Source organism: Enterobacter sp. PL_is514 (assembly GCF_055816715.1).
The window spans coordinates 270,988-295,995 of record NZ_JBVPGN010000034.1 but is presented as its reverse complement, the minus strand read 5'-3'; the positions used below and the strand labels follow the sequence as shown (position 1 = coordinate 295,995).

25 protein-coding genes are annotated in these 25,008 nt (G+C 53.2%); 15 read left to right on the top strand and 10 right to left on the bottom strand.

The annotated features are described in order from the left end of the window. Positions 1 to 12: 12 nt before the first annotated feature. Both manD and AC0TNG_RS17055 read right to left on the bottom strand, forming a co-directional pair. Positions 13 to 1,227: a D-mannonate dehydratase ManD gene (gene manD / locus AC0TNG_RS17060; RefSeq protein ID WP_023292552.1), complete on the bottom strand. Its 1,215-nt coding sequence runs from the start codon at positions 1,225 to 1,227 to the stop codon at positions 13 to 15. Between the two features lie 111 nt (positions 1,228 to 1,338). Further along, a complete protein-coding gene (locus AC0TNG_RS17055; protein WP_024909097.1) occupies positions 1,339 to 1,665 on the bottom strand; it encodes a YnfA family protein in 327 nt (108 codons plus the stop codon). A gap of 152 nt (positions 1,666 to 1,817) precedes the next feature. On the opposite strand from AC0TNG_RS17055, the gene AC0TNG_RS17050 reads away from it, so the two are divergent. Both AC0TNG_RS17050 and speG read left to right on the top strand, forming a co-directional pair. Further along, a complete protein-coding gene (locus AC0TNG_RS17050; protein WP_023335541.1) occupies positions 1,818 to 2,156 on the top strand; it encodes a DUF1283 family protein in 339 nt (112 codons plus the stop codon). After that, the gene (speG, locus tag AC0TNG_RS17045; RefSeq protein WP_473712797.1) at positions 2,156 to 2,716 is read left to right on the top strand and encodes a spermidine N1-acetyltransferase; all 561 of its coding nucleotides are present in this window, start codon (positions 2,156 to 2,158) and stop codon (positions 2,714 to 2,716) included. Before AC0TNG_RS17050 ends, speG begins: the two co-directional genes overlap by 1 nt. Before the next feature lie 17 nt (positions 2,717 to 2,733). On the opposite strand, the gene AC0TNG_RS17040 is transcribed toward speG, so the two are convergent. After that, a complete protein-coding gene (locus AC0TNG_RS17040; protein ID WP_048989545.1) occupies positions 2,734 to 3,444 on the bottom strand; it encodes a YnfC family lipoprotein in 711 nt (236 codons plus the stop codon). 104 nt (positions 3,445 to 3,548) lie between these two features. On the opposite strand from AC0TNG_RS17040, the gene AC0TNG_RS17035 reads away from it, so the two are divergent. The 5 genes from AC0TNG_RS17035 (at position 3,549) to AC0TNG_RS17015 (ending at position 8,294) form a co-directional block, all read left to right on the top strand. Beyond that, positions 3,549 to 3,818, top strand: a complete 270-nt coding sequence (locus tag AC0TNG_RS17035; protein WP_024909100.1) for a DUF1161 domain-containing protein — start codon at positions 3,549 to 3,551, stop codon at positions 3,816 to 3,818. 131 nt (positions 3,819 to 3,949) lie between these two features. Then, complete coding sequence (ynfE, locus tag AC0TNG_RS17030; RefSeq protein ID WP_473712796.1) at positions 3,950 to 6,388, top strand: selenate/tellurate reductase subunit YnfE; 2,439 nt, start codon at positions 3,950 to 3,952, stop codon at positions 6,386 to 6,388. A 93-nt stretch (positions 6,389 to 6,481) separates the two neighbouring features. Further along, positions 6,482 to 7,096, top strand: coding sequence for a Tat proofreading chaperone DmsD (dmsD, locus tag AC0TNG_RS17025; protein ID WP_267214745.1), 615 nt, complete (start codon positions 6,482 to 6,484; stop codon positions 7,094 to 7,096). A gap of 156 nt (positions 7,097 to 7,252) precedes the next feature. Beyond that, a complete protein-coding gene (locus AC0TNG_RS17020; RefSeq protein ID WP_473712794.1) occupies positions 7,253 to 7,822 on the top strand; it encodes a hypothetical protein in 570 nt (189 codons plus the stop codon). Positions 7,823 to 8,069: 247 nt separating this feature from the next. Further along, the gene (locus AC0TNG_RS17015) at positions 8,070 to 8,294 is read left to right on the top strand and encodes a hypothetical protein (protein WP_024909104.1); all 225 of its coding nucleotides are present in this window, start codon (positions 8,070 to 8,072) and stop codon (positions 8,292 to 8,294) included. Positions 8,295 to 8,428: 134 nt separating this feature from the next. Here the strand turns inward: AC0TNG_RS17015 and AC0TNG_RS17010 are convergent, their stop codons facing one another. Next, positions 8,429 to 10,150 carry a SulP family inorganic anion transporter gene (locus tag AC0TNG_RS17010; protein WP_024909105.1) on the bottom strand — a complete coding sequence of 574 codons (1,722 nt, stop codon included), beginning with the start codon at positions 10,148 to 10,150 and terminating at the stop codon, positions 8,429 to 8,431. Positions 10,151 to 10,448: 298 nt separating this feature from the next. Here AC0TNG_RS17010 and AC0TNG_RS17005 point away from each other — a divergent pair, with 298 nt between their 5' ends. Beyond that, positions 10,449 to 10,850: a cell envelope integrity TolA C-terminal domain-containing protein gene (locus AC0TNG_RS17005; RefSeq protein WP_152680650.1), complete on the top strand. Its 402-nt coding sequence runs from the start codon at positions 10,449 to 10,451 to the stop codon at positions 10,848 to 10,850. A gap of 369 nt (positions 10,851 to 11,219) precedes the next feature. Continuing rightward, complete coding sequence (locus tag AC0TNG_RS17000) at positions 11,220 to 11,603, top strand: SecDF P1 head subdomain-containing protein (protein WP_061715345.1); 384 nt, start codon at positions 11,220 to 11,222, stop codon at positions 11,601 to 11,603. 146 nt (positions 11,604 to 11,749) lie between these two features. Here AC0TNG_RS17000 and AC0TNG_RS16995 read toward each other — a convergent pair whose 3' ends face one another. Next, positions 11,750 to 12,037, bottom strand: a complete 288-nt coding sequence (locus tag AC0TNG_RS16995; protein WP_061715346.1) for a hypothetical protein — start codon at positions 12,035 to 12,037, stop codon at positions 11,750 to 11,752. Between the two features lie 240 nt (positions 12,038 to 12,277). Further along, positions 12,278 to 13,138: a LysR family transcriptional regulator gene (locus AC0TNG_RS16990; protein ID WP_267216563.1), complete on the bottom strand. Its 861-nt coding sequence runs from the start codon at positions 13,136 to 13,138 to the stop codon at positions 12,278 to 12,280. A gap of 174 nt (positions 13,139 to 13,312) precedes the next feature. Here AC0TNG_RS16990 and AC0TNG_RS16985 point away from each other — a divergent pair, with 174 nt between their 5' ends. Together AC0TNG_RS16985 and AC0TNG_RS16980 are read left to right on the top strand one after the other, a co-directional pair. Then, complete coding sequence (locus tag AC0TNG_RS16985; RefSeq protein ID WP_417927307.1) at positions 13,313 to 14,851, top strand: MFS transporter; 1,539 nt, start codon at positions 13,313 to 13,315, stop codon at positions 14,849 to 14,851. Then, positions 14,848 to 15,141, top strand: coding sequence for a DUF6966 domain-containing protein (locus AC0TNG_RS16980; protein ID WP_417927306.1), 294 nt, complete (start codon positions 14,848 to 14,850; stop codon positions 15,139 to 15,141). The genes AC0TNG_RS16985 and AC0TNG_RS16980 overlap by 4 nt, the downstream gene beginning before the upstream one ends. A 271-nt stretch (positions 15,142 to 15,412) precedes the next feature. On the opposite strand, the gene AC0TNG_RS16975 is transcribed toward AC0TNG_RS16980, so the two are convergent. Both AC0TNG_RS16975 and AC0TNG_RS16970 read right to left on the bottom strand, forming a co-directional pair. Continuing rightward, complete coding sequence (locus AC0TNG_RS16975) at positions 15,413 to 15,838, bottom strand: VOC family protein (protein WP_473712793.1); 426 nt, start codon at positions 15,836 to 15,838, stop codon at positions 15,413 to 15,415. 298 nt (positions 15,839 to 16,136) lie between these two features. Then, positions 16,137 to 16,973 carry a MipA/OmpV family protein gene (locus tag AC0TNG_RS16970; RefSeq protein WP_473712792.1) on the bottom strand — a complete coding sequence of 279 codons (837 nt, stop codon included), beginning with the start codon at positions 16,971 to 16,973 and terminating at the stop codon, positions 16,137 to 16,139. A gap of 202 nt (positions 16,974 to 17,175) precedes the next feature. Between AC0TNG_RS16970 and AC0TNG_RS16965 the strand changes: the two genes are divergently transcribed. The 3 genes from AC0TNG_RS16965 to oqxR all read left to right on the top strand — a co-directional run bounded on the left by AC0TNG_RS16965 (position 17,176) and on the right by oqxR (position 19,858). After that, positions 17,176 to 17,853: a response regulator gene (locus AC0TNG_RS16965; RefSeq protein ID WP_061715351.1), complete on the top strand. Its 678-nt coding sequence runs from the start codon at positions 17,176 to 17,178 to the stop codon at positions 17,851 to 17,853. After that, positions 17,853 to 19,241: a sensor histidine kinase gene (locus tag AC0TNG_RS16960; RefSeq protein ID WP_473712790.1), complete on the top strand. Its 1,389-nt coding sequence runs from the start codon at positions 17,853 to 17,855 to the stop codon at positions 19,239 to 19,241. Before AC0TNG_RS16965 ends, AC0TNG_RS16960 begins: the two co-directional genes overlap by 1 nt. A gap of 137 nt (positions 19,242 to 19,378) precedes the next feature. Beyond that, complete coding sequence (gene oqxR / locus AC0TNG_RS16955) at positions 19,379 to 19,858, top strand: efflux pump transcriptional repressor OqxR (RefSeq protein ID WP_024909112.1); 480 nt, start codon at positions 19,379 to 19,381, stop codon at positions 19,856 to 19,858. Positions 19,859 to 19,925: 67 nt separating this feature from the next. On the opposite strand, the gene oqxB is transcribed toward oqxR, so the two are convergent. After that, positions 19,926 to 23,078 (bottom strand): multidrug efflux RND transporter permease subunit OqxB, encoded by a 3,153-nt coding sequence (gene oqxB, locus AC0TNG_RS16950; protein ID WP_417927302.1) that lies wholly within the window; start codon positions 23,076 to 23,078, stop codon positions 19,926 to 19,928. 23 nt (positions 23,079 to 23,101) lie between these two features. Next, complete coding sequence (gene oqxA / locus AC0TNG_RS16945; RefSeq protein ID WP_463726632.1) at positions 23,102 to 24,277, bottom strand: multidrug efflux RND transporter periplasmic adaptor subunit OqxA; 1,176 nt, start codon at positions 24,275 to 24,277, stop codon at positions 23,102 to 23,104. Between the two features lie 336 nt (positions 24,278 to 24,613). On the opposite strand from oqxA, the gene AC0TNG_RS16940 reads away from it, so the two are divergent. After that, a complete protein-coding gene (locus AC0TNG_RS16940) occupies positions 24,614 to 24,967 on the top strand; it encodes a helix-turn-helix domain-containing protein (RefSeq protein WP_024909115.1) in 354 nt (117 codons plus the stop codon). The last annotated feature ends 41 nt before the right edge of the window (positions 24,968 to 25,008 follow it).

Below are 25,008 nucleotides of genomic sequence, written 5' to 3'. Positions count from 1 at the left end.
TTCGCTCCTCGCTTACCAGTTCCACAGCGTGCCGTCTTCAAGGCGGGCCACCGGCAGATAGGCCGGATCGTAGGGGTATTTCGCCGCCAGTTTTTCATCAAACTCAATGCCCAGCCCTGGCTTGTCGCCCGGATGCATATAGCCGTTATCAAAGCGCCAGCTGTGCGGGAAGACCTCCAGCATCTGTTCGGAGTAGCCCATATATTCCTGCACGCCAAAGTTCGGTACCCACAGGTCGAAATGCAGCGCGGCGGCATGGCAAACGGGCGACAGATCCGACGGGCCGTGTGAACCGGTACGCACCTGATAGAGCGAGGCAAAGTCGGCGATGCGACGCATCCCGGTAATCCCGCCCGCGTGGGTAATGGTGGTGCGGATATAGTCGATAAGCTGCTCTTCGATAAGCTGCTTGCAGTCCCAGATGCTGTTAAACACTTCGCCTACCGCAATGGGGGTGACGGTGTGCTGGCGGATCAGGCGGAAGCAGGCCTGGTTTTCCGCAGGCGTTGGATCTTCCATCCAGAACATGCGGAATGCTTCGATGCTCTTGCCGAAGCGCGCCGCTTCAATTGGCGTCAGGCGGTGGTGCATGTCGTGCAGGAGGTGCTCATTGAAGCCGAATTTACTGCGCACCGCGTCGAACAGCTTCGGCGTGAAATCGAGGTATTTTTCGGTAGACCAGAGCTGCTCTTCCGGCCAGTCGCCTTTGGTCGCAGGCTCATAGGCCAGCCCCTTTCCTTTGGCCATGCCGTAGGTGGTTTTCATGCCCGGCACGCCGCACTGTACGCGGATCGCCTTGAAGCCCATCTCTTTATGACGGGCGTAATCTTCCAGCACGTCGTCAATGGTGTGGCCGGTAGTATGGCAGTAGACCATCACCCCTTCCCGGGAGGCGCCGCCCAGCAGCTGGTAGAGCGGCATGTTGGCCGCCTTGGCTTTGATGTCCCACAGCGCCATGTCCACGGCGGAGATGGCCGACATGGTGACCGGTCCGCGACGCCAGTAGGCGCCCTTATAGAAAAACTGCCAGATGTCTTCGATGCGGTGCGCATCGCGGCCAATCAACTGGGGGCAAAGATGATCCTTCAGGTACGAGGCAACGGAGAGCTCGCGCCCGTTCAGCGTAGCGTCACCGAGGCCGACAATCCCCTCATCGGTGGTGATTTTAAGGGTGACAAAGTTCCGCCCCGGGCAGGTAACAAACACGTCAGCCGCGACAATCTTCATAATTCCTTTCCTTACATCGTTCGTTGTGATGCTGGAAATTTACCCATCAACCCTGCTACCATACAAGTATAATGATCATAAAATCAGCTAACGATCACAAAACCCGGGGACTCAGGCGCGCCCCCATCCCGCCACAATAATCAGCATACCGCACAGGGCAATCAGCGCCCCGGCCCAGTCGTATGCGCTGAGCTTGATGCCGTCCACCACGCGTAACCACAGCAGCGCAGTACACACATAAACACCACCGTAAGCCGCGTAAACGCGCCCACTGGCCGCCGGATGCAGCGTTAACAGCCAGACAAACAGGGCCAGCGCGACGCTTGCCGGAATGAGCAACAATACGGTTCCTCCCTTCTTCAGCCAGAGCCAGGGCAGGAAGCAGCCGATGATTTCGCATAGCGCGGTGGCAAAAAAAAGCAGCGTCGTTTTAAGCATATTTCACGTCAGGTGAGGATCTATTTAACCATTATACCTGATGATGCCCTTTACTTTTCCATACTTGCTCCGCGGGTATGCCGTCATTTCGCTTTAGTGTAGAATCTGTACGGGGTAACTTGATTATCTGCACCCATTTAAAAGGAAACGCTATGACCACATTAAGCAAACGCCTTTGTCTGACAGCCCTGCTGGCGCTGTCATCGTTCGCCTTTGCCGCCTCTGCGACAGCGGAAACCAGCAAGCTCATTATTGAGTCTGGTGACAGCGCGCAAAGCCGCCAGAACGCCGCCATGGACAAAGAACAATGGAATGACACCCGTAACCTTCGTCAGAAGGTCAACAAACGTGCTGAAAAAGAGTGGGACAAAGAAGATGTCGCTTTTGACGCGCGCGATAAGTGTCAGCAAAGTGCAAACGTCAATGCCTACTGGGAGCCTAACACCCTGCGCTGCCTGGATCGCCGCACTGGCCGCACGGTAGCCCCGTAATGTCTGGATCCTGCGAAGTTAAACTCCGTCCGCTGGAGCGTGAAGACCTGCGTTTCGTCCACCAGCTCGATAATAATGCCAGCGTGATGCGCTACTGGTTCGAAGAGCCTTACGAGGCGTTTGTCGAGCTATCCGATCTCTACGATAAGCACATTCACGATCAGAGTGAACGTCGGTTTGTGGTGGAGTGTGAAGGCGAAAAAGCCGGTCTTGTTGAGCTGGTTGAAATCAACCACGTTCACCGTCGGGCGGAGTTCCAGATCATCATCTCCCCTGAGCATCAGGGAAAAGGCCTTGCCTCACGGGCAGCGAAGCTGGCAATGGATTACGGATTCAACGTTCTGAATCTCTACAAGCTTTACCTGATTGTGGACAAAGAGAACGAGAAAGCGATCCATATCTACCGCAAGCTGGGCTTTATGGTGGAAGGCGAGCTGATTCACGAGTTCTTTATCAACGGTGAATACCGCAATACCATTCGCATGTGCATCTTCCAGCATCAGCATCTGGCCGGGCACAAACCGTCAGGCGCCAGCCTGCTGAAACCAACCGCGCAGTAACCTGCGCGGTTTTATTCTCAGTAATAATCAATCGTGTTCTTGATGGTGTATTTGCGCTCAACGGCGGGTTTGACGCTGTCGTCGGTGATCGTCAGATCGCAGCTCACCGGGTTATTGTGGCGGTCGTAATCGCAGCTCTGCTTGACGTTACCCAGCGGCTTGTCATTCAACATGCTCACCGCCGAGTAATCCATTCTTTTGCGAACATCTTTAGACGGCGTCGACTGGACGGACAGGTGCTGATCCCCGGAGACGGTGGTTTTGCCCAGCGGGTAACCATCCGCATCGTAGCGATACTTCACTTCCATCTCTTTGCCGTGCGCCGCCACCACAAAACCGTTGTCGTCGGTATCCCACGTCACCCCGGCTGACGGCAGTTCGGCCAGCTGGCATTTCCCCTGCAGCTTCACTTTTCGCTGCTGGGTTTCTGCGTCAAGATAGTAATTGGCATCCAGCACCAGCGCCACGCCGGTGTTGGCCTCCAGGTCGTGCAGCTCCAGCGTATCGAAACACCCTTCCGTCGAGACGGTGCCGGTGACCCGTTTGGACACTTCGCCCTTCTCGTTGAACAGCGTCTGAGTAAAGTCTTTGACCGGGCCGCGCAGCGGATCAAAATCAAATTCGTTCGAAAAACTCGCCATCTCGGGCGTAAACGACAGCGGCGCGGAGCTGTTGTCGCACCCCACCAGTGTTGCTGCCAGTAGCGTTATCGCTGCGTATTTCTTCACATTTATTACCGTAAAGGGAGATTATTCCCAATCATATTAGCAAATACAGTTGTTTACACGAAGCCTGCTAAAATTAATCTCTACACAGAGAAAAGGAGCTACAGATGAAACGGTTACCCTGGATTACCGCCCTGCTGTTAATGAGTGCCTCAACGGCCGCGCTGGCGGCACCGGATTCCTGCGAGCGCGTGAAAAGCGACATTCAGCAGAAGATTATCAACAACGGCGTGCCTGAGTCAGGCTTTACGCTGAGCATTGTGCCTAACGACCAGGCCGATCAGGCGGGCACGCAGGTGGTGGGCCACTGCGCCAACGACACCTTTAAAATTTTATACACCCGCACCGGCAGTGGTGCGGCAGCTGAACCTCAGTAATTGAGCTTCAATCCCCTTTGATTTGATAAGGATTAATATTTAGTCCCCCCAAATCAGTAACACTCACCCCATCATTAGCCCGGATATCATTTCGGGGAAAATAATACGCAATTATAATGATGGGGTGAGCCATGTCCGATATTGAACATCACGGCGGAATTAGCCGTCGAACTCTCGTGAAATCTACGGCGATAGGTTCTCTGGCGCTTGCCGCTGGCGGGATCTCGCTTCCGTTTGGTTTAAAAAGCGCCGCCGCGGCGGTGAAGAACGCCGTCCAGCCGCCTGAGGATACCGTGGTGTGGGGCGCCTGCTCGGTCAACTGCGGCAGCCGCTGTGCGCTGCGTCTGCACGTACGTGACAATGAAGTGTACTGGGTCGAAACGGACAACACCGGCGAGGATATTTACGGTAACCATCAGGTGCGAGCCTGCCTGCGCGGACGTTCAATTCGCCGTCGTATCAATCACCCTGACCGTCTGAACTACCCGATGAAGCGCGTGGGCAAACGCGGTGAAGGCAAGTTCGAGCGCATAACATGGGATGAGGCACTGAACGCCATTACCGCCAGCCTGAAAGACGTGGTGGCCAAATACGGTAACGAAGCGGTGTATATTAACTATTCCTCCGGCATTGTCGGCGGCAATATCACCCGCTCCTCCCCTTACGCTTCGCTGGTGGCGCGCCTGATGAACTGCTACGGCGGTTTTCTGAGCCACTACGGCACCTACAGCACGGCGCAAATCGCCTGCGCGATGCCCTATACCTACGGCAGCAACGACGGTAACAGCACGTCCGACATCGAAAACACCAAACTGCTGGTCATGTTCGGCAATAACCCGGCGGAAACGCGCATGAGCGGCGGCGGGATTACCTATTATCTGGAGCAGGCACGCGAGCGCTCCAACGCCCGCATGATCGTCATCGACCCGCGCTATACCGATACCGCAGCCGGACGCGAAGATGAATGGATCCCGATCCGTCCGGGTACCGATGCCGCGCTGGTGGCGGGCATTGCCTGGGTATTGATCGACGAAAACCTGGTGGACCAGCCGTTCCTGGATAAATACTGCGTCGGCTATGACGAAAAAACGCTGCCGGAAGGCGCGCCCGCTAACGGTCACTACAAGGCCTATATTCTCGGCCAGGGCGATGACCACACGGCGAAAACGCCAGAGTGGGCCTCACGCATCACCGGCATTCCGGCGGATCGCATCGTTAAGCTTGCCCGCGAAATCGGCTCCGCGAAGCCGGCCTACATCTGTCAGGGCTGGGGACCACAGCGCCAGGCAAACGGCGAGCTGACGTCCCGCGCCATCGCCATGCTGCCTATTCTGACTGGGAACGTGGGGATCAACGGCGGTAACAGCGGCGCGCGGGAGTCAACCTACACCATCACCATTGAACGTATGCCGCTGCCGGACAACCCGGTCAAAACGCAAATCTCCTGCTTCAGCTGGACGGACGCCATCGCCCGCGGGCCGGAGATGACCGCCCTGCGCGACGGCGTGCGGGGGAAAGATAAGCTGGACGTGCCGATTAAGTTCATCTGGAACTACGCGGGCAACACCATCATCAACCAGCACTCCGATATCAATAAAACCCACGAAATCCTGCAGGATGAAAGCAAGTGCGAGATGATTGTGGTCATCGATAACTTCATGACATCGTCAGCGAAGTACGCCGATATCGTGCTGCCGGACCTGATGACCGTCGAGCAGGAAGACATCATTCCGAACGATTATGCGGGCAATATGGGCTATCTGATTTTCCTCCAGCCCGTGACCGCGCCGAAGTTTGAACGCAAGCCGATCTACTGGATCATGAGCGAAGTGGCGAAACGCCTCGGACCGGATATTCATCAGAAATTTACCGAAGGACGCACGCAGGAACAGTGGCTGCAGTACCTGTATGCCAAAATGCTCGAAAAAGACCCTCAACTGCCGTCCTATGACGAGCTGAAAAAAATGGGTATTTACAAGCGTAAAGATCCAAACGGCCACTTCGTGGCCTATAAAAAATTCCGCGAGAACCCGGAAGCCAATCCGCTGAAAACACCATCGGGCAAGATTGAAATATACTCCAGTAAGCTGGCGGAGATTGCGGCCACCTGGGAGCTGGAAAAAGATGAAACCATCAGCCCGCTGCCCGTCTACGCATCAACCTTCGACGGCTGGGACGCGCCCGAGCGTGCGCAGTTTCCGCTGCAGCTGTTTGGCTTCCACTTTAAGGCCCGTACCCACTCGAGCTACGGTAACGTCGACGTGCTGAAAGCGGCCTGCCGTCAGGAGGTCTGGCTTAATCCCGTCGATGCCGAAAAGCGCGGCATCAAGAACGGCGATACGGTGCGCGTCTTTAATCGTCGCGGCGAGGTGAGAATTGAAGCAAAAGTGACGCCGCGCATCATGCCCGGCGTGAGCGCCATGGGCCAGGGCGCCTGGCACGACGCCAATATGAGTGGCGATCGTATCGACTACGGCTCATGCATCAACACCCTGACCACGCACCGCCCTTCACCACTGGCGAAAGGCAACCCGCAGCACACCAATCTGGTACAGATCGAGAAGGTGTAGCGGGTGAATGGCTTGACCGTAGTTTATTCTATGATTTGTATGATCGTTTAACACCGTCGCGCGGACACCCTCCGCGCGAACAAGGAAGATGTAATGAAAGACGTCTCACATCGTGAATCGTTCGCGTTCAGCGCCCGGGTGCTGGGTGCGCTGTTTTATTTCGCACCAGACAGCGAGCAGGCCGCGCCGCTGGTGCAGGCCCTCACTGCGGGCGAATGGGTTCAGGACTGGCCTCTGCCGCCGGAAACGCTGCGGCCCGTAGCCGACACCTTTGCCGCGTCTGCCGATGAGCCGCTGGCGGACGCCTGGCAACGGCTGTTTATTGGTCCTTACGCCCTGCCCGCTCCACCGTGGGGCTCCGTCTGGCTGGACCGCGAATCCGTGCTGTTTGGCGACTCGACCCTCGCGCTGCGCCAGTGGATGCGGGAGAATAATATCGCATTTGAAATGCAGCAGAATGAACCGGAAGATCACTTCGGGACATTACTGCTGCTGGCGGCATGGCTGGCCGAGAACGGCCGCGAGGCGGAGTGCGCTCAGCTTCTGGCGTGGCACCTGCTGCCGTGGAGTACCCGCTTCCTGACGGTGTTTGTCGAGAACGCCAACCATCCGTTTTATATCGCGCTGGGTAAGCTTGCGCAGCTGACGCTTGCGGACTGGCGATCCGGGCTGCTTATTCCGGTTGCGGAAAAGACGCTGTATCGCTAAGGGGTGTGGCTTGCTCGCGGTTTGCGGGCAAGCTACGGTCAAAAGAGGAGGCTTAAAAAATTTAACTCGAAACAGGAGGCATATTGAATTTAATAATATAAAATAGCTTTTCCTGGTAAGGTCAACACTTTCGTTTGATACATACAAAACAAAACCATGACTAAAAATTATTCCTTCGAAGATAAACGCAAGAAATTACTTGTTACAGCCGTGATATTCATCGTTTTAGGTGGATGGCTCTGGTATATGTCATGGGCATCTGGCATCTCCCATAATACTATATTAAAAAAATCCGTTCCTGAATGGATGACATATATTTCACTTGGCGTTTTGATTGGAACAATTTTTGTTATGCGCGCTTTTTATCTGCGCACTTTTAACAAAACATTAGAATATATTGCCAATGCTTTTTTTAGCGGCTTTTGCCTTGGTTTTGTATTGAGCTTAAATTGTTATGATATTTATATCTATCTCTTCCCGGACAAAATAATTGGCTATGAATCTGAATATGAGGTTGTCTTTCCGGGGCCTTCGAGAGGTAAGTATGGCCATTGTGAAGCGGGTCTCTGGTTAAAAGATCAGAACACCAACAGATGGATACAGCTTTGTACAAACAAAGAATATCTGCACAGCCATCGTAAGCAGGGAATGACTGGGGTGTGGGTAACGGCTCGTGTGAATAATATTGGAAGTTACATTGTGAATTATGAGTTCATTTATTTGTAGGCACTACCCTATCTATTTTTGTTCCGGCGAAAATGAATGGTACTTAAGGTCCGCTCCTTGCTTATAACCGTCAGCCTGATACTTCGCATCAGAGATTGCGCATTCACAGCGGAGAAACCGGCTATGGGAGGGTCATCTCAAAATCGAATCAGGGTAAACTTCATTTATACCCCCACATTTAGTGGTGGATACGTGACGGCTGTTCATCTATTCTGCTTTTTCAGCGAGCAAGCCGGAGTCATTTTTAGTGGATAATCCCATATTTCAGAAAACCATCATTATCTTTATTCTCATCCTGTGGGTAATAGACGAAGTCAGGAGAAAGAAAAAAAAGCGTTATGACTCCGCTATAGCAGAGGCTAATGCCAGAGAACGCTATGAATGGCGCTATCTCAGATGGGGTTGGCAGGCAATACGAGTGGCGGCGGCAGTGTATATCTTTGTTCAGCTGATTCAGTTTTTACTGAGATAGATGGCAGAAGAAAGTAAGACAGGCAAGGAACATCTCACTGTCCAGGCCAACAGTAGCTGAGCCTCGGTGGTAGAAATTGTGAGGGGTCCCTGCCTGCCAGTAGCATGCGTTACAAGCCTTTAACCAGTATTTGGTTATGTGTCACCGACTGATTCTCCCTCACTCGCACTCTCTTTACTTTGAATGAACCGAAGTGCCAGGTAGAGGTCTGGCGCCAGAATCATGTCATCATCATTCATTGTTGGCCGACTGTCTTTAAACCAGCGTGTTAATTCCGTTTTCCTGCCCGCGAGGATTAATTTAATCTGTCGACCTTTCAGGTCACGCTTTAACTCATTAATGGTTGCCAGGACACTGATGTCTGAATAGGTGAAGCAGGCAACGGCATCAATCACCACCCATTTAGGCTGTAAAGCGGCACCATCAACCAGGTTCAATACCCGGCGTTTAAAATAAGCCACATTAAAATAGGTCAACGGTGAGTTAAATCGATACATCAGTACGCCAGGAACCATTTTAATATCGGTGGTATTCCCTAACGAGTGAATCATTCCATCTTCGTCAGTGCCCAGCAGGTGCTCAGAGGGACGAAACACCGTACGAAGGAACTGTAACAGCCCAAGCAACACCGCAAGGCCGATCCCCTGGATAACGCCGATAATTAACACACAGCCAAAGGTGAAGAAAGCCAGGCGAAATGCCTGTTTATTTCTGCGCCTCAGGTTCCATAGCCCTCGTAAATCAATCAATGACCACGATGCATACATTAGAACAATACCTAACGCAGATACCGGAATGTATTGTAATGGTTGAGTGAAAAATACCACGACGATACCGATGAGTAAGGCTGCGACCACGGAAACCAGCTGACTTTTCCCACCAACCGAATCATTAACCGCGGTCCGGGAATCGGCGCCACTGATAGCAAACCCCTGAGATAACCCAGACATAATGTTCGCAATACCCAGAGCCCGGAACTCAGCATCAGCATTAATTTCATAGCCATTTTTTGCGGCGAAACTGCGGGCGGTCAGCATCAGACTGACAAAACTCACCAGGGCCAGGTTCAGCGCCGGGATCACTAAATCACGCATCGGACCGGGCTGGAACGCCCCCCAGTGAACGACGGGTAAACCAGACTGGAAGCCATCCCCACCGATAGTGGCAATACCATACTGTTGCGCAGATGTCCCCCATACCAGTGCCGTTGTTATCACAATGGCAATTAAAGGTGCTGGCCACTGGCTGCGGTACGTTTTGATAACCATTAAAATAATTAACGTTATAAGCGATATCCCTATCGTTAATAAATGGCTGTCCGAAAGTCGGCCTGGCAAGGCCATTATTTTCTCAATAACCTGCGCTTCATCTAGCTTGATCCCAAAAACCTTGCCTAATTGCCCGACAATAATCGTCACGGCTACGCCATTCAGCAAACCCGTAAGAATGGGATGAGAAAGCAGATCGGCAAGTGCCCCCAGGCGAAATTTACTGGCAAGGAGGCACCACCCGCCCATCATCAATGTCATGATGATCGTCAGTTGCCAGTGCAGTTCGGGGTTACCTGCAGAGAGAGGAAACACGACGGCCGCAATCACCGCGCAGGTCGTGGCATCAGGGCCAACAATAAGCTGACGTGAAGAGCCAAACAGTGCATAAGCTATCATCGGTAAAATGCAGGAATACAGCCCTACTATTGCCCCAACCCCCGCCAGCTCAGCATAAGCAATAGCAACGGGTAGCGCGACAGCCGCAACGGATAACCCGGCTTTAACATCATGTTTTAGCCAGCTTTTATCGTAGGCTAACAAATTTTGTAGCCCTGGCATGTAGTTCAACAATAGCTTTCCGACCACGTTATTCTCCGGACATTAATATTACCCACGAGATGTTGGCACACTTTTATGTGAGGTTCTGGCTTTCAAATGCTCCGGACGGAGGCCCCGCCGCTCAGGTCCTGTAAATGCTTAACCATTTTATTATTCTGACTGGTGTTAAACATAGTTCAAAAACGAACGGTTAGTCGGAGGTGGAACCGGCAGCCAGGTCGCCGACGTTGTAACCCGTTATTGGTAGTTGAAAAGAGGCCAGGAATTACGGAAGAATATTTAAACATTACTGAAGCTTAAATGGATTGCGGGGTAAGAAGTGGGAATGTCTCAAGCAGTAAAGAAAATCGCTATGGTGGCTATACTGGTGAACCTGGCCGCGGGATGCGCGCCGCTACACCCTTCCGGTTGCCATAAGACCACGGCAACGGGTAATTGCGGTTCAGGACGCTGGGACGATCGGGATGAATGGGGCGCGCAGGCGCGGGCAATCAGGGCGGCAATAAACGCCGAAATTGAAGAGCCACAAAACTGGAAAGGGAAAAAATGCAGGTTGCATATGGAATTTGCTCAGGATGGCACACCTTTAAGCATCTCAACCAGTAACGGCAATAGAGCCTATTGCGAAGCGATAAAATCAGCCGCCCATAAAGCCAAATTCCCGGCCTTCAGCAATCCAGAAGTTTATAGAGATTTTCAAAAATCCGGCTTCGACATGCGCGGCTAGCATCATGATTATGTGTTGAATGGCGCGCTTTGCTCAACTCCGCCATGCTGCTTCAGGCCATGTACTCTTTATGTCATGAGCGGATTTTTTGGTAGTTTCAGTAGGACTGTATTTCAGCATAATGCACCTGTCTGTAAGCATATTGGTGAACCTGTCCCCTGGATAGAGTAACTGACAACATTTCCTGGGCTGACATGCGTGCCTCTGACATCAACTATGAGAGCGATTGCATACTTCCGCTCCTCGATCCAAACTGACCTACTATTTCTCCAATGTCAGGTTTGCGCCAGAAGCAGACGTTGATAACGTTGATAACGTTGATATAAGTTAATTTATGGGGAGCAGGTCAACGAACAAAAGGAGAAGAAGATGCAAATCAAGTTTGGGGTGTTGTTACTCGCAGTGCTTGTGCCATTGACATCGACTGCAGCAAAAGGGAGTTTGTTTTTTTCGGTCGGTAATGAGAAGACTTCTTTTTCCCCTGGATGTGTAAAGTCAATTGATTATGTAGAGAAGGATGAGACAGGTGCAGAGAATTTAATCTTTAGTTTTTCCGATGAATGTGGCAAAAGGTTGTCGGAAATGACCCGACAGAATATAGGAAAGCATATGGCCATCGCCTACGATCATAATAAAATTACTTCCGCTATAATTTCCTCGCGTCTGAGTACCAGTTTCAGAGTATCCACAAAAGACATACCAAGAATACTGTTGATGCAAATACTTAATGATTATGATGGTGTTCGTGATTAACCAGAAAAAAGCGGCAAATAATATTTTACTTGGCAATGAAAAGTCATTCATAAATACAATGTCCGCTTTTCGCTCATAGCGAACCTTCACCTCAGTGACCTAGTCCGCTTCGTGCCAGAAGCGGACATTGCTAAGAGTCCCGAGGGTTAATGAAATTGAATTAGATCAATATGCAAAGCTAAAAATTGAAGTACGAAACCCAAAAGCATTAAACTGAGCGCAACGTAGGCGGAAATTTTATAACGAGTTTTTCGCTTACGGATTTTAACATTCCTCTCCCCGACCGTTGTTCCATCTCCCAAAGGCGTACCGTCCCCCAACCCTAAAGACACACCTTCATCATGTGATGGCTGAGGCAGCCCAAAGAAGAAAATTAGAATTACACCCAAAATATTAGAAGTCAGCCCTATTGTATTTAGTAACTCTGGTGTCATGTTATTTGTCCTTTAATTTTTAGTCTTGGAGGAGAAATTATCTCTATTTTCTGTGCCCATTTTCCCTTTCTCATAACACTATCAGCTCAAATGAAATCGTTATACAACACTCAACGGCCTCTGTCTGCTTTTCGCTCACAACAGACCTTCAGCCTAGCCATCTTGTCCGCTTCGTGCCAGGAGGGGACGTAACGAATAACTGTTTGTGTGGAGCAATGGGGAGCAGGCCAATTCAACTCTTTATTCGGCAACGACACCAGCCATCTCATACAGAAGATTTCCAAACTCAATAGCGGAAGGAGTCTTTCCCCTCCTGCTCCAAATGAGAGTGAAGTAAGCGGTCGGCAATTCTGGTAAACCGTATTGTCTGTCAATAACGGTCATCCCCGGCTCCAGGTCACTATGTGGTATGGCCGTAATAGCAAGTCCAGCCAGAACCGCAGCACGCAATCCCTGCTGGCTTGGTGATGTAAAGGCCATACGCCACTTAACGTCGGCTCCGTCCAGGGCTTTAACTCCAATCTGTCGATGAACACAAGGTTCCGGAGCAAATGCCAGAGGTAGTGGCGTGTCACACTTATATTCAAAAGATCGCGCTGCTGCCCAGACAAACTGTGTTTTTCGTAACACCATGCCATCATCGTGCTTACCTGACAAAGACATCACCACTGCCAGGTCCAGCCCGTTAGCATCGACTTCTGACTGCAAGTTCAAGTAAGTATCCACAGTGACATCAAGTCGAACATCCGGAAAAAGATGGGCGAATCTTGACAACAGAGGCGGAAGCCGATTTCCCATGAAGTTTTCGGGCACACCAAACCGCACCACGCCGGAGACTGAGGAACGCTGGAAACGGCGGACCAAAGCATCCTGAGCACGTAAAACCTGGTCGGCGTAACGAACGAAGTCTTCTCCATCTTCTGTCAGAGTCAGACTACGTGTCGTTCGCATCAGCAAAGGCGTGCCCGCCTGCTCTTCAAGGCGACGGATTTGGTGACTGATGGCGGATTGGGTAAGGTTCAGTCGCTGAGCCGCCCTCGTGAAACTCCCAGTGTCCTTGACTGCGATAAAAGCCCGTAAAAGATTGGTGTCAAAGTCCATATCTACGATTAATGATGAAATTTAATTAATGTAACGAAATTATATCATTTCCGTCATAGCGTCAATGACGCCAAAATAAGAGCTCAAATATTAATTGCACCTCATGATAATAATGTCCGGCTTGTTTAAAGCCGGGAATTAATGTTCAGCTATCTCAAGCTACAGGGAACCACCATGACCATCTCCCCCTCAGCCAAAAATGCATTAACTCTTGCGGCTGTCTGTCTGGCTTCGTTGATGTTCGGTCTGGAAATATCAAGCATTCCAGTGATACTACCTACACTTGAAACAGTATTGCTTAGTGATTTCAAAGAATTGCAGTGGATTATAAATGCCTATACGCTCGCCTGCACCGCTATACTGATGGCTATTGGCACTTTGGCTGACCGTTACGGGCGCAAACGCCTTTTTGTTGTCAGCCTGATGTTATTCAGCGTGACGACGTTAGTTTGCGGACTGGCAACAAATACGTCAGTTCTCATTGCCGGTCGCTTTTTGCAGGGTATGGCGGGAGGAGCCATGTTAATTTGCCAGATCGCAGTGTTGTCCAATCAGTTTACTGAAAGTGGGGCACGTGGAAAGGCTTTTGGCTCATGGGGCATTGTTTTTGGCTTGGGGCTGGGTTTTGGTCCGATTATCGGCGCCGCAATTGTCGCCATTTCAAGTTGGGAATGGGTCTTTCTTGTTCATGTTCCGATAGCTATTATCGCGTTAGCACTTGTATTTATGGGTGTTGAGGAATCTCGTGACCCTCAGGAACGCAGTCTTGATGTCAAAGGTATCATATTCCTGTCACTGTCCGTATTTGGACTTGTCTGGTACATCACTCAGGCACCCACATTAGGCTTCATAAGTCCTGTTGCCATTACTCTCCTCGGTGCAACGCTACTCTGTTTGGTCATCTTTATCATGGCAGAACGTAGTAATAGTGCGCCTATGTTTGACTTCTCGGTGTTTCGTATCCGTCGCTTCTCTGGGGCATTGCTCGGTTCGGTTGGTATGAACTTCAGCTTCTGGCCCTTCATGATATATATCCCACTGTATTTTCAGAATGTTTTAGGTTATAGCAATGTCGCTGCAGGACTCTCACTATTGGCCTATACATTGCCAACATTGGTATTTCCACCAGTGGGCGAAAAGTTGTCCCTACGATACCGTGCAGAGGTTGTCATTCCGGCCGGGCTATTTACTATAGGAGCAGGTTTTCTTCTGATGAAATGGGGCAGTAGCCTGGAGTCTGCAAGTTGGTTAACAATGCTGCCGGGATGTCTGCTGGCGGGTATTGGGCTGGGTATTACCAATACGCCAGTGACGAATACCACAACAGGTTCAGTGGCGAATGAGCGCGCTGGAATGGCTTCTGGCATTGACATCAGCGCACGAATGATCAGCCTTGCCATCAATATTGCACTGATGGGGTTTATTCTTGTCGAAGGGATATCCGACTACCTTCGTTCCACATTATCAGGAGCAACGGATTTCACGCAATTGCGTCAGTTGGCTGAGGGGCTGTCTGCAGGAAATATTACGATGATGGAACAGATCACCCCAGTTATGAACATTTCCAGTACTACTGTCCAGGGAGCGCTATCTCAAGGTTTCGGATGGGTGATGATTTATGGTTCAGTTTCTGTATGGATATTGGCTATATGCAGTTTTCTTATTTTTAAAGAAAATGGCGTTAAGATACATGTAAGTGGTGACTGGAAATGAAAAATGAAATAAAGAAAACAGTAATCGAGATCATTAAAATACTATCCTCAAATGAGGAGGATTCATGGGCAAAAACATTTGAAAAACTGGCGATCGAGCTCGATATTGATTTTGAATCATCCATTTATTCATTGAAAAAACTTTACGGCGGGATGGGATCATTTAACGATATTGTTCTTCATAAAAAAGGGATGCCTCTAATTCGAGAAAATGACGCATTAGATGATTTGAGAGACAAGCTCTACAAGCAACTTGACCATGCAATCGGCTTGTTAAAAGCAGGTGATTGACCATAACGTCGTTACCAGCAACGCCAGTGAGGTACTGGCGACGTTTCCGGTACGGAATACCACGCGGCTCGCCGAAACATGGCCAATCGGCGGACAACACTAAGGTCCGCTTTTCGCTCACTGCGGACCTTAAGCACAGTCAGATCGTCCGCATCGAGCCAGAGGCAGTCTGCGCCAGCCGTGTACTGAATTAAGATTACTCGTTGGGAACGCCCTATTACACGGCTGATTTAGTCACCGCCAAACATCCTAAATTTCATCCGTGGAGTAACTATTGTTCCTTTGAATCCTCATCTGCCTCCGGAGAATAATGCTGACAAACACATGCCAGCTTATTCCCATCAGGATCGCGCAGGTAGGCAACATAAAAATCGGGTCCGTACGCGGTTCGTGTACCCGGCGCGCCTTCATTCTTCCCGCCCGCAAGGAGGCCTGCCGCATGGAACCGTCTGACAAGGTCCGCGTTATCGGCACGGAATGCGAACATTGTCCCGTTTCCCGCCGTTGCGGGATGCCCGTCAAAAGGAGGGCAAATACAGAAGCTGAAACCCTCCTCCGGATTATTCTCATCTCCCCACATTGCCCAACCTTCTGTCCAGGCAGGTACACGTGAATAGCCAAGTACTCTAAAAACAGCGTCATAAAACGCCACGGAGCGCTGAAGGTCATTTGTACCTATGGTGATATATGTCAGCATCTTATCACACCCTCTTTGCCGTTTATCTGAGCGGACATTATACCTGGAGGCTGCTCTGCCGATGAAATAAAACTGTACTCAATAAACTAAAGATTTATGTCTTATTTTGGAATGGATGTGGATATTATCATCCCCTCCGTGTTTGTCATTACAGCACAATGGAGCTTTAGATAAATCCGTCAACCACATGTGCAGTGCTGTAACTATCAGCAAGGATAACCGCCCCGCCATCTCAACCGGAGCGGCTTATCTACATTGTTAGTGCGCGCTCAAAACGTTAAGCCACCACGGCCAACCATCAAAAACTGTACGTCACCTTCAAACTCCCCGTAGGGGACGTTTTACGATGCACAATCGGGCTATCGCCCGCATCCCCCGTCAGCTGCGTAACGCCCGCAGAGGCAAGCACGCTCCAGCGCGAGGTGAGCTTGTGGGTCCAGTCAAGGTTCATCGACCAGGCATAAATCCCGGCCCCGGCGTCATGTCGGGCAAATCCCGATGCGGCCGACTGGGCGGCGTTGACCCCGTAATACGTCTGCATATACTTGTCGGATCCCCAACTGCCGGTCAGCGCCAGCGTCACCGCATTTGTTGGTGAGGTGTAGAACGGGCTGGAAATGCCGAAATGTACCGCTTCACCGTTGTCCCTTTCAGAAACCGGTACCTCAGCCTGCAGCTGCAGATGAAGCCAGTCGGTCACCTTGTACTCCAGCCCAGGCACAACAATAGCCGAGCCTTTTATCTCGCCCATCCCCCGTAGCTCGTCGCTGCCGGAGCTGATCGAATCGCTGCTCACGTCTTTATCTTTACGACCAACTCGATAGCTCAGCGCTGCGCTGTAATCCAGGTTACCAATGTTGTTGCCGTAACCGATCCCCCGCGTGGTACCGATAAAAAAACCGTTGGCCATGGCGTAATCCACCACCTGAGCTGCGCTGACGCGAGTTTTATCTGAACCCGAGTAGCGTGGCGCGACGTCCACGCCGCCCCCCAGGGTTAAGACGTTATCCTGACTCTGTTCTGCCGCCAGCACGGGTGCGGCCAGTAACGCCAGAACGACGCCCGGCGCGATGTTTTTCAGGCTGCGGCCCGAAAGTAAATGGGGGAACGTATGACGCAGTTCGATGTTTCTCATTACAGAAGCCCTTTTGGATTCAAATGATGACGATGCATGCGGTTAACCGCCAGAACGCCCATTTTGAATACTGACCCTAAGGTTCTGATGAGCCGAAAATGAAGAAACACTGAAGCGCGAGCAGATGCTGTAACCCGGACAGATTTCCTGATACCGTTTTTTCTTAAGATGTTCTTCATTCACGGTTGATACAGTTACCAGTGTGAAAATTCTACTAATCGAAGACGACCTCGATCTCGGCAATGGCGTACGTATCGCCCTCTCAGATCAAGGATTTGACGTCATATGGGTACGCCGTAAAGAAGATGCGCTGCATCAGCTGGACGTCTGCGTGCCGGAACTTATTTTGCTCGACCTGGGACTGCCCGACGGCGATGGCATGAGCCTGATGACGCGTTTGCGTCAGCAGCTCAAGGGGATCCCGGTCATCATCCTGACGGCGCGAGGCACGTTGCAGGATCGGCTGAGCGGGCTGGATGCCGGTGCAGACGACTATCTCGTCAAACCTTTTATTCTCGCCGAGCTGCTGGCGCGAGTCAGAGCCCTGGCGCGGCGCAGCTACGGTTTCGAGAATGAGGCGATAGAAATTCGAGGCTTATCTCTTCATGTCCCGACGCGTCGCGTGACGGTAAGTGCGCGTCATATCGATCTGACGGCCAGTGAATACGCGCTACTGGAAACGCTGATGCTGCGCGCTGACCGCGTGATTACGCGACGGTTTCTGGAAGAACGGATATTCGGCAACAAAGAGAACCTCAGTAATGCGCTCGACGTGCATATGGGGAATTTGCGGCGAAAGATCGGCGACGGCTATGTGCGAACGGTGCGGGGCGTCGGGTACGTCATTGATACCGTATCCATTCAGAAGGTGACCGGCTGATGCAAAACGTCTGGTATCACCTGAGACGCCCGACGCTGGTACGTCGAATTATCATCGCCCAGATGCTGCTGCTGACCCTGCTGTGGTGTCTTTTTTTAACCTTCATTCTCTGGGAGGACCTGCGCAGCCCTCCCATCCTCACGGGCAGTAAAACGTACGACACCGTTTTTACCCTGGCCGAGCGTATGGACGGACGCCCGCAGGACCGTACCGCAGTACTGGAAGACTTCAGCCAGGCCCTGCGTGAAGGTTACGGCGGAGGGGAAGATCCCGTGCTGTCGATTAACCTCATCGTTCGCAAAAATAATACCGTTATTTTTGCCTCAGACGGTGCTCCCGCGGGGATAACAAACACCCGGTTCGGCGAACTGGAGCACGTTCAGAGTGGAGATCGTACCTGGACCAGCCGCACCCTCAAATCCCCTCAGTCCGATGTGGAGGTTACCCTTTTCACCCCAGCCAGCGGCTGGAACTTCTTTATCTATCTGAACTCACGTGGCTACTACATCCTGCCGCTGCTGGTTTGCTTCCCTTTTCTGCTGTTTCCCGCATGGCTGTCAATACGCATTGCGATGCGCCCCTGGAGTAAGGTGGTCAATGAAATTACGTTACGCACGCCTGACGATCTCTCCCCCTTAAAAGCCGTTCCCAGGCACAGGGAGCTTCGTCAGATGGTGGACGCGATCAATGACTTCCTTGCAAGAGTCCGTGAAAGTGCGGAAAGGGAACGGGTTTTCATTGCGGATGCCGCGCACGAGCTGCGTACCCCCATCGCGGCGATGCGTATCAACGTGGAAGCGCTGCAGTCCTGGGTCATCAGCGAGAACCAGCAGGAGCTGCTTGCGGGAGTGATTCGCAGCAACAGCCGCGCCGCGCGTCTCGTCAACCAACTGCTGCTGATGATGCACAGTGAAGCGCGTATTGATACGGCTATGGAGCCCGTGCCGCTGACAACGCTTATTCAGGAACGAATGGCCGAGCTGGAGCCGCTAGCGTCGGCGCGCAACATTGAGCTGGAATTCTTCGCCGAGGATGAAATCTGGATCTCAGGCGTCAGGGAACGCCTGGTGTCGCTCATTGATAATCTTATTGAGAACGCCGTGAAGTACAGCCCCGAGGGCGGGCGGATTCAGGTCGATGTCCGTATAGTAGATAGCTTCGCGCGGCTTCGCGTTTCAGATGCAGGACCCGGCATTCCGACCGAGCTGCGGGAGCGCGTGTTCGACCGCTTCTTCCGCGATCCCAATCAGGTGCAAAGCGGCAGCGGGCTAGGGCTTGCCATCGTCAAAGCGGTGGCGCAGCAACACAGCAGCAGCGTAAACCTGAGCACTTCCGCTGAAGGAGGCCTCATGGTGACGGTTGACTTCCCGAACCGCACGTTTAGCTAAAGCAGAACCGGGGGTTTGATCGCAAATGCCGCAGATTGCTTCAAAATAATTACCGTATTTGTTATATTGTTGTTTATTGCTTATTCACCTCTGCGGTGCCAAAAAGAACAAGATTCACCGCAACCCAGGACAGAGAAATGTTAGATTACCGCTTCCCGACAGCTTTGCAGATGGTTCTCAGCGTAGCGATGGCGGAGCAATTGGGTGAACGTTCGACGAGTGCGATTCTGGCCTACGGTCTGGAAGCGAACCCGAGCTTCATCCGCAAATTGATGGTTCCGCTGACGCGTGACGGCATTATCGTCTCAACGCTTGGCCGTAACGGCTCAATTCACCTTGGTCGCCCGCCGGAAGAGATCTCCCTGCGCGACATCTACCTTTCGGTCATCGAAGATAAAAAGCTGTGGGCGTCGCGCCCTGACGTACCGGCCCGCTGCGTGGTCAGCGCGAACGCCTGCTGGTATTTCAAATCGATTTCCGAAGAAGCTGAGCAGGCGTCGTTAGCGGTACTGGCCCGCCATACCGTGGCAAGCGCCCTGGAAGCGGTCAAAAACGCCGACAGCAGCGGATGGGATCCGCTCCCCGACCTCATTGCCCAGTATCAAAAAACGTCGTAACGCGTTATTTGTTGCGAAAAAAAACCGCCTTCACTATGAAGGCGGTTTTTTATTGTCTGCAGTATCCCTAGGCAGGCAGAACTTCCCTTTCCTCTTTACCACGCGTCACTAGCTTACGCAGCGTCACGTAAAACACCGGCGTCAGGAACAGACCAAACAGCGTCACGCCCAGCATCCCGGAGAAGACCGTGATCCCGGTGACGCCGCGCACTTCTGCACCCGCGCCGTGACCAAGGATCAGCGGAATGGTCCCGGCAATAAAGGCGATGGAGGTCATCACAATCGGGCGTAAACGCAGGCGGCACGCCTCCAGCGCGGCCTCCATGATGCCTTTGCCCTGAATTTCCAGCTCGCGGGCAAACTCCACGATAAGAATGGCGTTTTTACAGGCCAGCCCCATCAGCACCACCAGCCCTACCTGCACGAAGACGTTGTTATCGCCCCCGGTCAGCCAGACGCCAAACAGTGCGGACAGCATGGTCATCGGCACGATGAGGATCACCGCCAGCGGCAGCGTCCAGCTTTCATACAGCGCAGCCAGGACCAGGAACGCCAGCAGCACCGCGACCGGGAAGACGATCAGCGCCGTATTCCCCTGGGTGGCCTGCTGGAAGCTCAGGTCCGTCCATTCAATGTTCATCCCGTTCGGCAGGATCTGCTTAGACATCACGTCCAGCTGCGTCATCGCCTGCGCAGATGAAAGCACGCGCGGGTCGGCATCGCCAATCAGGTCCGCCGCCGGGTAACCGTTGTAGCGGATCACCGGATCCGGCCCGTAGGTGGTCGTGATGTTCACCATGCTGCCAATCGGCACCATTTCGCCCTGGCTGTTGCGGGTGCGCAGATTCGCAATATCTTCCACGCTGTCGCGGAACTGCCCGTCGGCCTGCGCCATCACGCGCCAGGTGCGCCCGAACTGGTTGAAGTCATTGACGTACGACGAGCCCAGATAGGTTTGCAGCGTCCCGAAGAGATCGGTCAGCGACACGCCCTGCGCTTTCGCCTTATCGCGGTCAACCTGCACGTCCAGCTGCGGCACGTTAGCCTGGTAGGTTGAGATCGGGAAGTGCATTCCCGGCGTCTGCATAATCGCACCGGACATGGTGTTCACCGCGTTTTGCAGCGCGCCATAGCCCAGACCACCGCGGTCCTGAATGTACAGGGAATAGCCCGACCCCTGACCCAGTCCTAAAATCGGCGGCGGCAGAATGGAGAAGCCAAAGCCCTGCTGGATTTGCGCGATTTTCGCGTTAATCTCCGCGTTAATTTCCGCCGCGGAATGTTTACGCTGATCGAACGGCTTCAGGCCGAAGAACACCGTCCCGGTATTCGGCGTGTTGGTGAACTGCAGCGCGTTCAGCCCCGGGAACGCGACCGCGTAGTCCACGCCTTCGGTATTCATCCCGATTTCGCTCATTTTGCGGATCACCGCATCGGTGCGTGCCAGCGAAGAGCCTTCCGGCATTTTCACGCCGCCAATCAGGTAAAGCTTGTCCTGGGTTGGAATAAACCCGCCGGGCACCGCTTTAAACATGACGCCTGCGGCACAGAGCAGCAGCAGATACACAACAAATACCGCCCCGCGTCGTCCCAGCGTTTTGCCCACCAGCCCCTGATAGCCGTTCGAGCTGCGGAGGAAGAAGCGGTTAAACGGACGGAAAATCCAGCCGAACAGACGATCGATAAGCCGGGTCGGGAAATCTTTCGGCGCGCCGTGCGGCTTTAACAGCAGTGCCGCCAGTGCCGGAGAGAGCGTCAGCGAGTTAATCGCTGAAATCACCGTAGATATCGCGATCGTCACCGCAAACTGCTTGTAGAACTGCCCGGTAACGCCCGAGAGGAACGCCATCGGCACAAACACCGCGCACAGTACCAGCGCAATCGCGATAATCGGCCCGGACACTTCGCGCATCGCCTGATGCGCCGCCGCAAGTGGAGCAAGCCCCTCTTCAATGTTTCGCTCGACGTTTTCCACCACCACGATGGCGTCGTCCACCACGATACCGATGGCCAGCACCAGCCCGAACAGGCTGAGGGTATTCAGCGAGAAGCCCAGCAGGTAGAGAATGCTGAAGGTACCCACCACCGACACCGGCACCGCGATCAGCGGAATGATCGACGCGCGCCAGGTTTGCAGGAACAGAATGACCACCAGCACCACCAGCACCACCGCTTCCAGCAGCGTTTGCACCACCGCACGGATGGAATCGCGCACAAAGACCGTCGGATCGTAAGGTGCCGCCCACTTCATGTCCGCCGGGAAGCGCGTGGACAACTCGTCCATTTTCGCGCGCACCGCGTTAGACAGATCGATGGCGTTCGCCCCCGGCGACTGGAAGATACCAATCCCGACCGCGTCTTTATTGTTCAGTTGGGAACGCAGCGCATAGCTGCCAGAGCCCATTTCGATACGCGCCACGTCGCGCAGGCGGACGACCGTGCCGTCCTGCGTTGTTTTCAGGACAATATTGCCGAACTCTTCTTCGGTATGCAGACGCCCCTGGGCGTTAATGGAGATCAGGAAATCGCTCTCTTTCGGCAGCGGCTCGGCGCCAAGCTGTCCGGCGGAGACCTGCACGTTCTGCTCCTGCATCGCCGTGACCACGTCCGAAGCGGTCAGCCCGCGGGCCGCCACCTTGTTGGGATCCAGCCAGACGCGCATCGCGTATTCACCCGAGCCGAAAATCTGGATCTGGCCGACGCCGGGCAGACGCGCCAGTTCGTCCTTCACCTTCAGCGTGGCGTAGTTACGCATATACAGGGAGTCGTACTTACCGTTAGGCGAAAACAGATGCACCACCAGCGTCAGCGTCGGGGACTGTTTCTGGGTGGTGATGCCCAGACGCCGCACGTCTTCCGGCAGACGCGCTTCGGCCTGCGCGACGCGGTTTTGCACCTGAACCTGCGCCTGATCCGGATCGGTTCCCGGACGGAAGGTGACGGTAGTGACCAGCACGCCATCGGAACCCGCGACGGACTTCATGTACATCATGTTCTCAACGCCGTTGATCGCCTCTTCCAGCGGCGTCGCCACGGTCTCGGCAATCACTTTTGGGTTGGCGCCCGGGTACTCCGCACGCACCTGCACGCTTGGCGGCACGACGTCAGGATATTCGCTCACCGGCAGCAGCGGGATGGCGATTAACCCTGTGATAAAAATCAGAATCGACAGGACCGCGGCAAAAATCGGCCTGTCGATGAAAAAGCGGGAAAAGTCCATGGGTGGATTCTCAGGTCAAGGGATCAGTTGAGGGCGGCGCTGGCGGTCATGGCAACGGTTTTGGCGTTAACCGGCATGCCCGGCATAAACACTTTTTGTAAACCCTCGACGATGACTTTATCGCCAGGGTTCAGCCCCTGCCGCACGATGCGTAAACCGTCTGCCAGACGTCCCGGCGTGATGTCACGACGCTGCGCTTTCCCCTCTTTATCCACGATATAGACGTATTTACGATCCTGATCGGTCAGCACCGCTTTGTCGTCGATCAGCGTAGCTTTGAACTCGGCGCTGCCCGGCAGGCGTACGCGGGCAAACAGTCCCGGCGTGAACTGGCGCTGTGCGTTATCCAGCAGCGCGCGCATGCGGATGGTGCCGGTACCTGGTGACAGCTGATTATCAAGGAAGTCCACTTTGCCCTGATGGGGATAGCCCTCCTCGCCCGTCAGGCCAATCTCAACCGGCAGCGCCGTATGATTGCTGGACGCCCCCTGCCCGCTGCGGGCCAGGTTTTGGTAGTGAAGGTAGGTTGACTCGTCCACGTCAAAGTAGACGTAAACGGTTTTCTGCGAGACCAGCGTGGTGAGGACGCTGGCGGTGTCGCCCGCAGTCACCAGGTTCCCGCTGGTGATCAGCGCCCGGCTGGCGCGACCATCGATAGGCGCGGTGACTTTGGTGAAGTCCAGGTTGAGCTGCGCGGCGTCCACTGCCGCCTGCGCGGCGCGAATATCGGCCTGCGCCTGAGTGGCGGCCGAACGACGCTGCTCCCACTCTTCACGGGAGACAACGTTGGTATTGACCAGCTTATCGGTACGGTTAGCCTCACTTTGCGCCAGGCTGGCCTGCGTTTTGGCTCTCGCCAGGTTCGCCTGCGCCTGTTCCAGCGCGGCGCGATAGGTTCGGTCATCAATCGTGAACAGCACCTCGCCCTTCTTCACTTCCTGGCCGTCGGTGTAATTCACCTTATCAATGTAGCCGGACACGCGCGGACGTAGCTGAACGCTCTCCACCGCTTCAATCCGTCCGTTAAAGCTATCCCACTGGCTAATAGATTTCACCACCACGTCAGCAGCGCTGACGGCGGGCGCAGGCGGCGCGGCATTTTGCGCGACGCTGTTATCGCATCCGACGAGCAGCACGGAGAGCAACATTGCCCCCAGCGCGTTCAGATGAAAGTTACCCCAGGTTTTTTGCAGGCTCATTATTTTTATTCCAGTCATTATCGCCGCCGGGCAAGACGCAGCAGGAGGCACCGCGCCACTTCCTTTGTCCGGTGGCTGTCTCAAGGCCATTTGTGTCGTTCATCGCCACAAAACTGTAACAGTTGCGAGTACACTATCGCGGCGATTGTAGGAAGGCGCTTAACTAAGTGCAAGAATAATTGTTGCACTTTATGTGCTATTTGAGCGGATGTAAAAAGACCCGTTTCGCTCAGGGATTTAAATGCAACAATAAAACTTGCAATTACTACAAAAACGCGCCACCTTTTAATGCAACAGACAAAGATACTTTTAGACAAGCAGCGTGAGGTTAACCAGATGAACACTGGCGCATTTATGCATGATTTACTTGACTGGATCGACAACAACCTGGATAGCCGTCTGGACATTGAGTCCGTCGCCAGGCGTTCCGGCTACTCAAAATGGCACCTCCAGCGCCTGTTCAAAGAGCATACGGGCTATCCCCTCGCCGGGTATATTCGCGCGCAAAAGCTGCAAAAATCGGTTGAGCGCTTAACCCGCAGCGATGAACCCATTCTGAACGTGGCGATAGCACTTGGCTTTGATTCCCAGCAGTCTTTCAACCGCAGCTTTAAGCGTCAGTATGGTCAGGCGCCTGGGGCATGGCGGCGGAGTTTGGGTGGCCCGGAAACGCAGCAGCTTCGCCAGTAATGCATATTTTGCTGCAACGTCGATCTGTTGCTGCTATACTG

Excerpts from the sequence above, each read along its gene's own strand:
- manD (WP_023292552.1), bottom strand. The coding sequence starts at position 1,227 with ATGAAGATTGTCGCGGCTGACGTGTTTGTTACCTGCCCGGGGCGGAAC.
- AC0TNG_RS17055 (WP_024909097.1), bottom strand. The coding sequence starts at position 1,665 with ATGCTTAAAACGACGCTGCTTTTTTTTGCCACCGCGCTATGCGAAATC.
- AC0TNG_RS17050 (WP_023335541.1), top strand. The coding sequence starts at position 1,818 with ATGACCACATTAAGCAAACGCCTTTGTCTGACAGCCCTGCTGGCGCTG.
- speG (WP_473712797.1), top strand. The coding sequence starts at position 2,156 with ATGTCTGGATCCTGCGAAGTTAAACTCCGTCCGCTGGAGCGTGAAGAC.
- AC0TNG_RS17035 (WP_024909100.1), top strand. The coding sequence starts at position 3,549 with ATGAAACGGTTACCCTGGATTACCGCCCTGCTGTTAATGAGTGCCTCA.
- ynfE (WP_473712796.1), top strand. The coding sequence starts at position 3,950 with ATGTCCGATATTGAACATCACGGCGGAATTAGCCGTCGAACTCTCGTG.
- dmsD (WP_267214745.1), top strand. The coding sequence starts at position 6,482 with ATGAAAGACGTCTCACATCGTGAATCGTTCGCGTTCAGCGCCCGGGTG.
- AC0TNG_RS17020 (WP_473712794.1), top strand. The coding sequence starts at position 7,253 with ATGACTAAAAATTATTCCTTCGAAGATAAACGCAAGAAATTACTTGTT.
- AC0TNG_RS17005 (WP_152680650.1), top strand. The coding sequence starts at position 10,449 with ATGTCTCAAGCAGTAAAGAAAATCGCTATGGTGGCTATACTGGTGAAC.
- AC0TNG_RS17000 (WP_061715345.1), top strand. The coding sequence starts at position 11,220 with ATGCAAATCAAGTTTGGGGTGTTGTTACTCGCAGTGCTTGTGCCATTG.
- AC0TNG_RS16995 (WP_061715346.1), bottom strand. The coding sequence starts at position 12,037 with ATGACACCAGAGTTACTAAATACAATAGGGCTGACTTCTAATATTTTG.
- AC0TNG_RS16990 (WP_267216563.1), bottom strand. The coding sequence starts at position 13,138 with ATGGACTTTGACACCAATCTTTTACGGGCTTTTATCGCAGTCAAGGAC.
- AC0TNG_RS16985 (WP_417927307.1), top strand. The coding sequence starts at position 13,313 with ATGACCATCTCCCCCTCAGCCAAAAATGCATTAACTCTTGCGGCTGTC.
- AC0TNG_RS16980 (WP_417927306.1), top strand. The coding sequence starts at position 14,848 with ATGAAAAATGAAATAAAGAAAACAGTAATCGAGATCATTAAAATACTA.
- AC0TNG_RS16975 (WP_473712793.1), bottom strand. The coding sequence starts at position 15,838 with ATGCTGACATATATCACCATAGGTACAAATGACCTTCAGCGCTCCGTG.
- AC0TNG_RS16970 (WP_473712792.1), bottom strand. The coding sequence starts at position 16,973 with ATGAGAAACATCGAACTGCGTCATACGTTCCCCCATTTACTTTCGGGC.
- AC0TNG_RS16960 (WP_473712790.1), top strand. The coding sequence starts at position 17,853 with ATGCAAAACGTCTGGTATCACCTGAGACGCCCGACGCTGGTACGTCGA.
- oqxR (WP_024909112.1), top strand. The coding sequence starts at position 19,379 with ATGTTAGATTACCGCTTCCCGACAGCTTTGCAGATGGTTCTCAGCGTA.
- oqxB (WP_417927302.1), bottom strand. The coding sequence starts at position 23,078 with ATGGACTTTTCCCGCTTTTTCATCGACAGGCCGATTTTTGCCGCGGTC.
- oqxA (WP_463726632.1), bottom strand. The coding sequence starts at position 24,277 with ATGAGCCTGCAAAAAACCTGGGGTAACTTTCATCTGAACGCGCTGGGG.
- AC0TNG_RS16940 (WP_024909115.1), top strand. The coding sequence starts at position 24,614 with ATGAACACTGGCGCATTTATGCATGATTTACTTGACTGGATCGACAAC.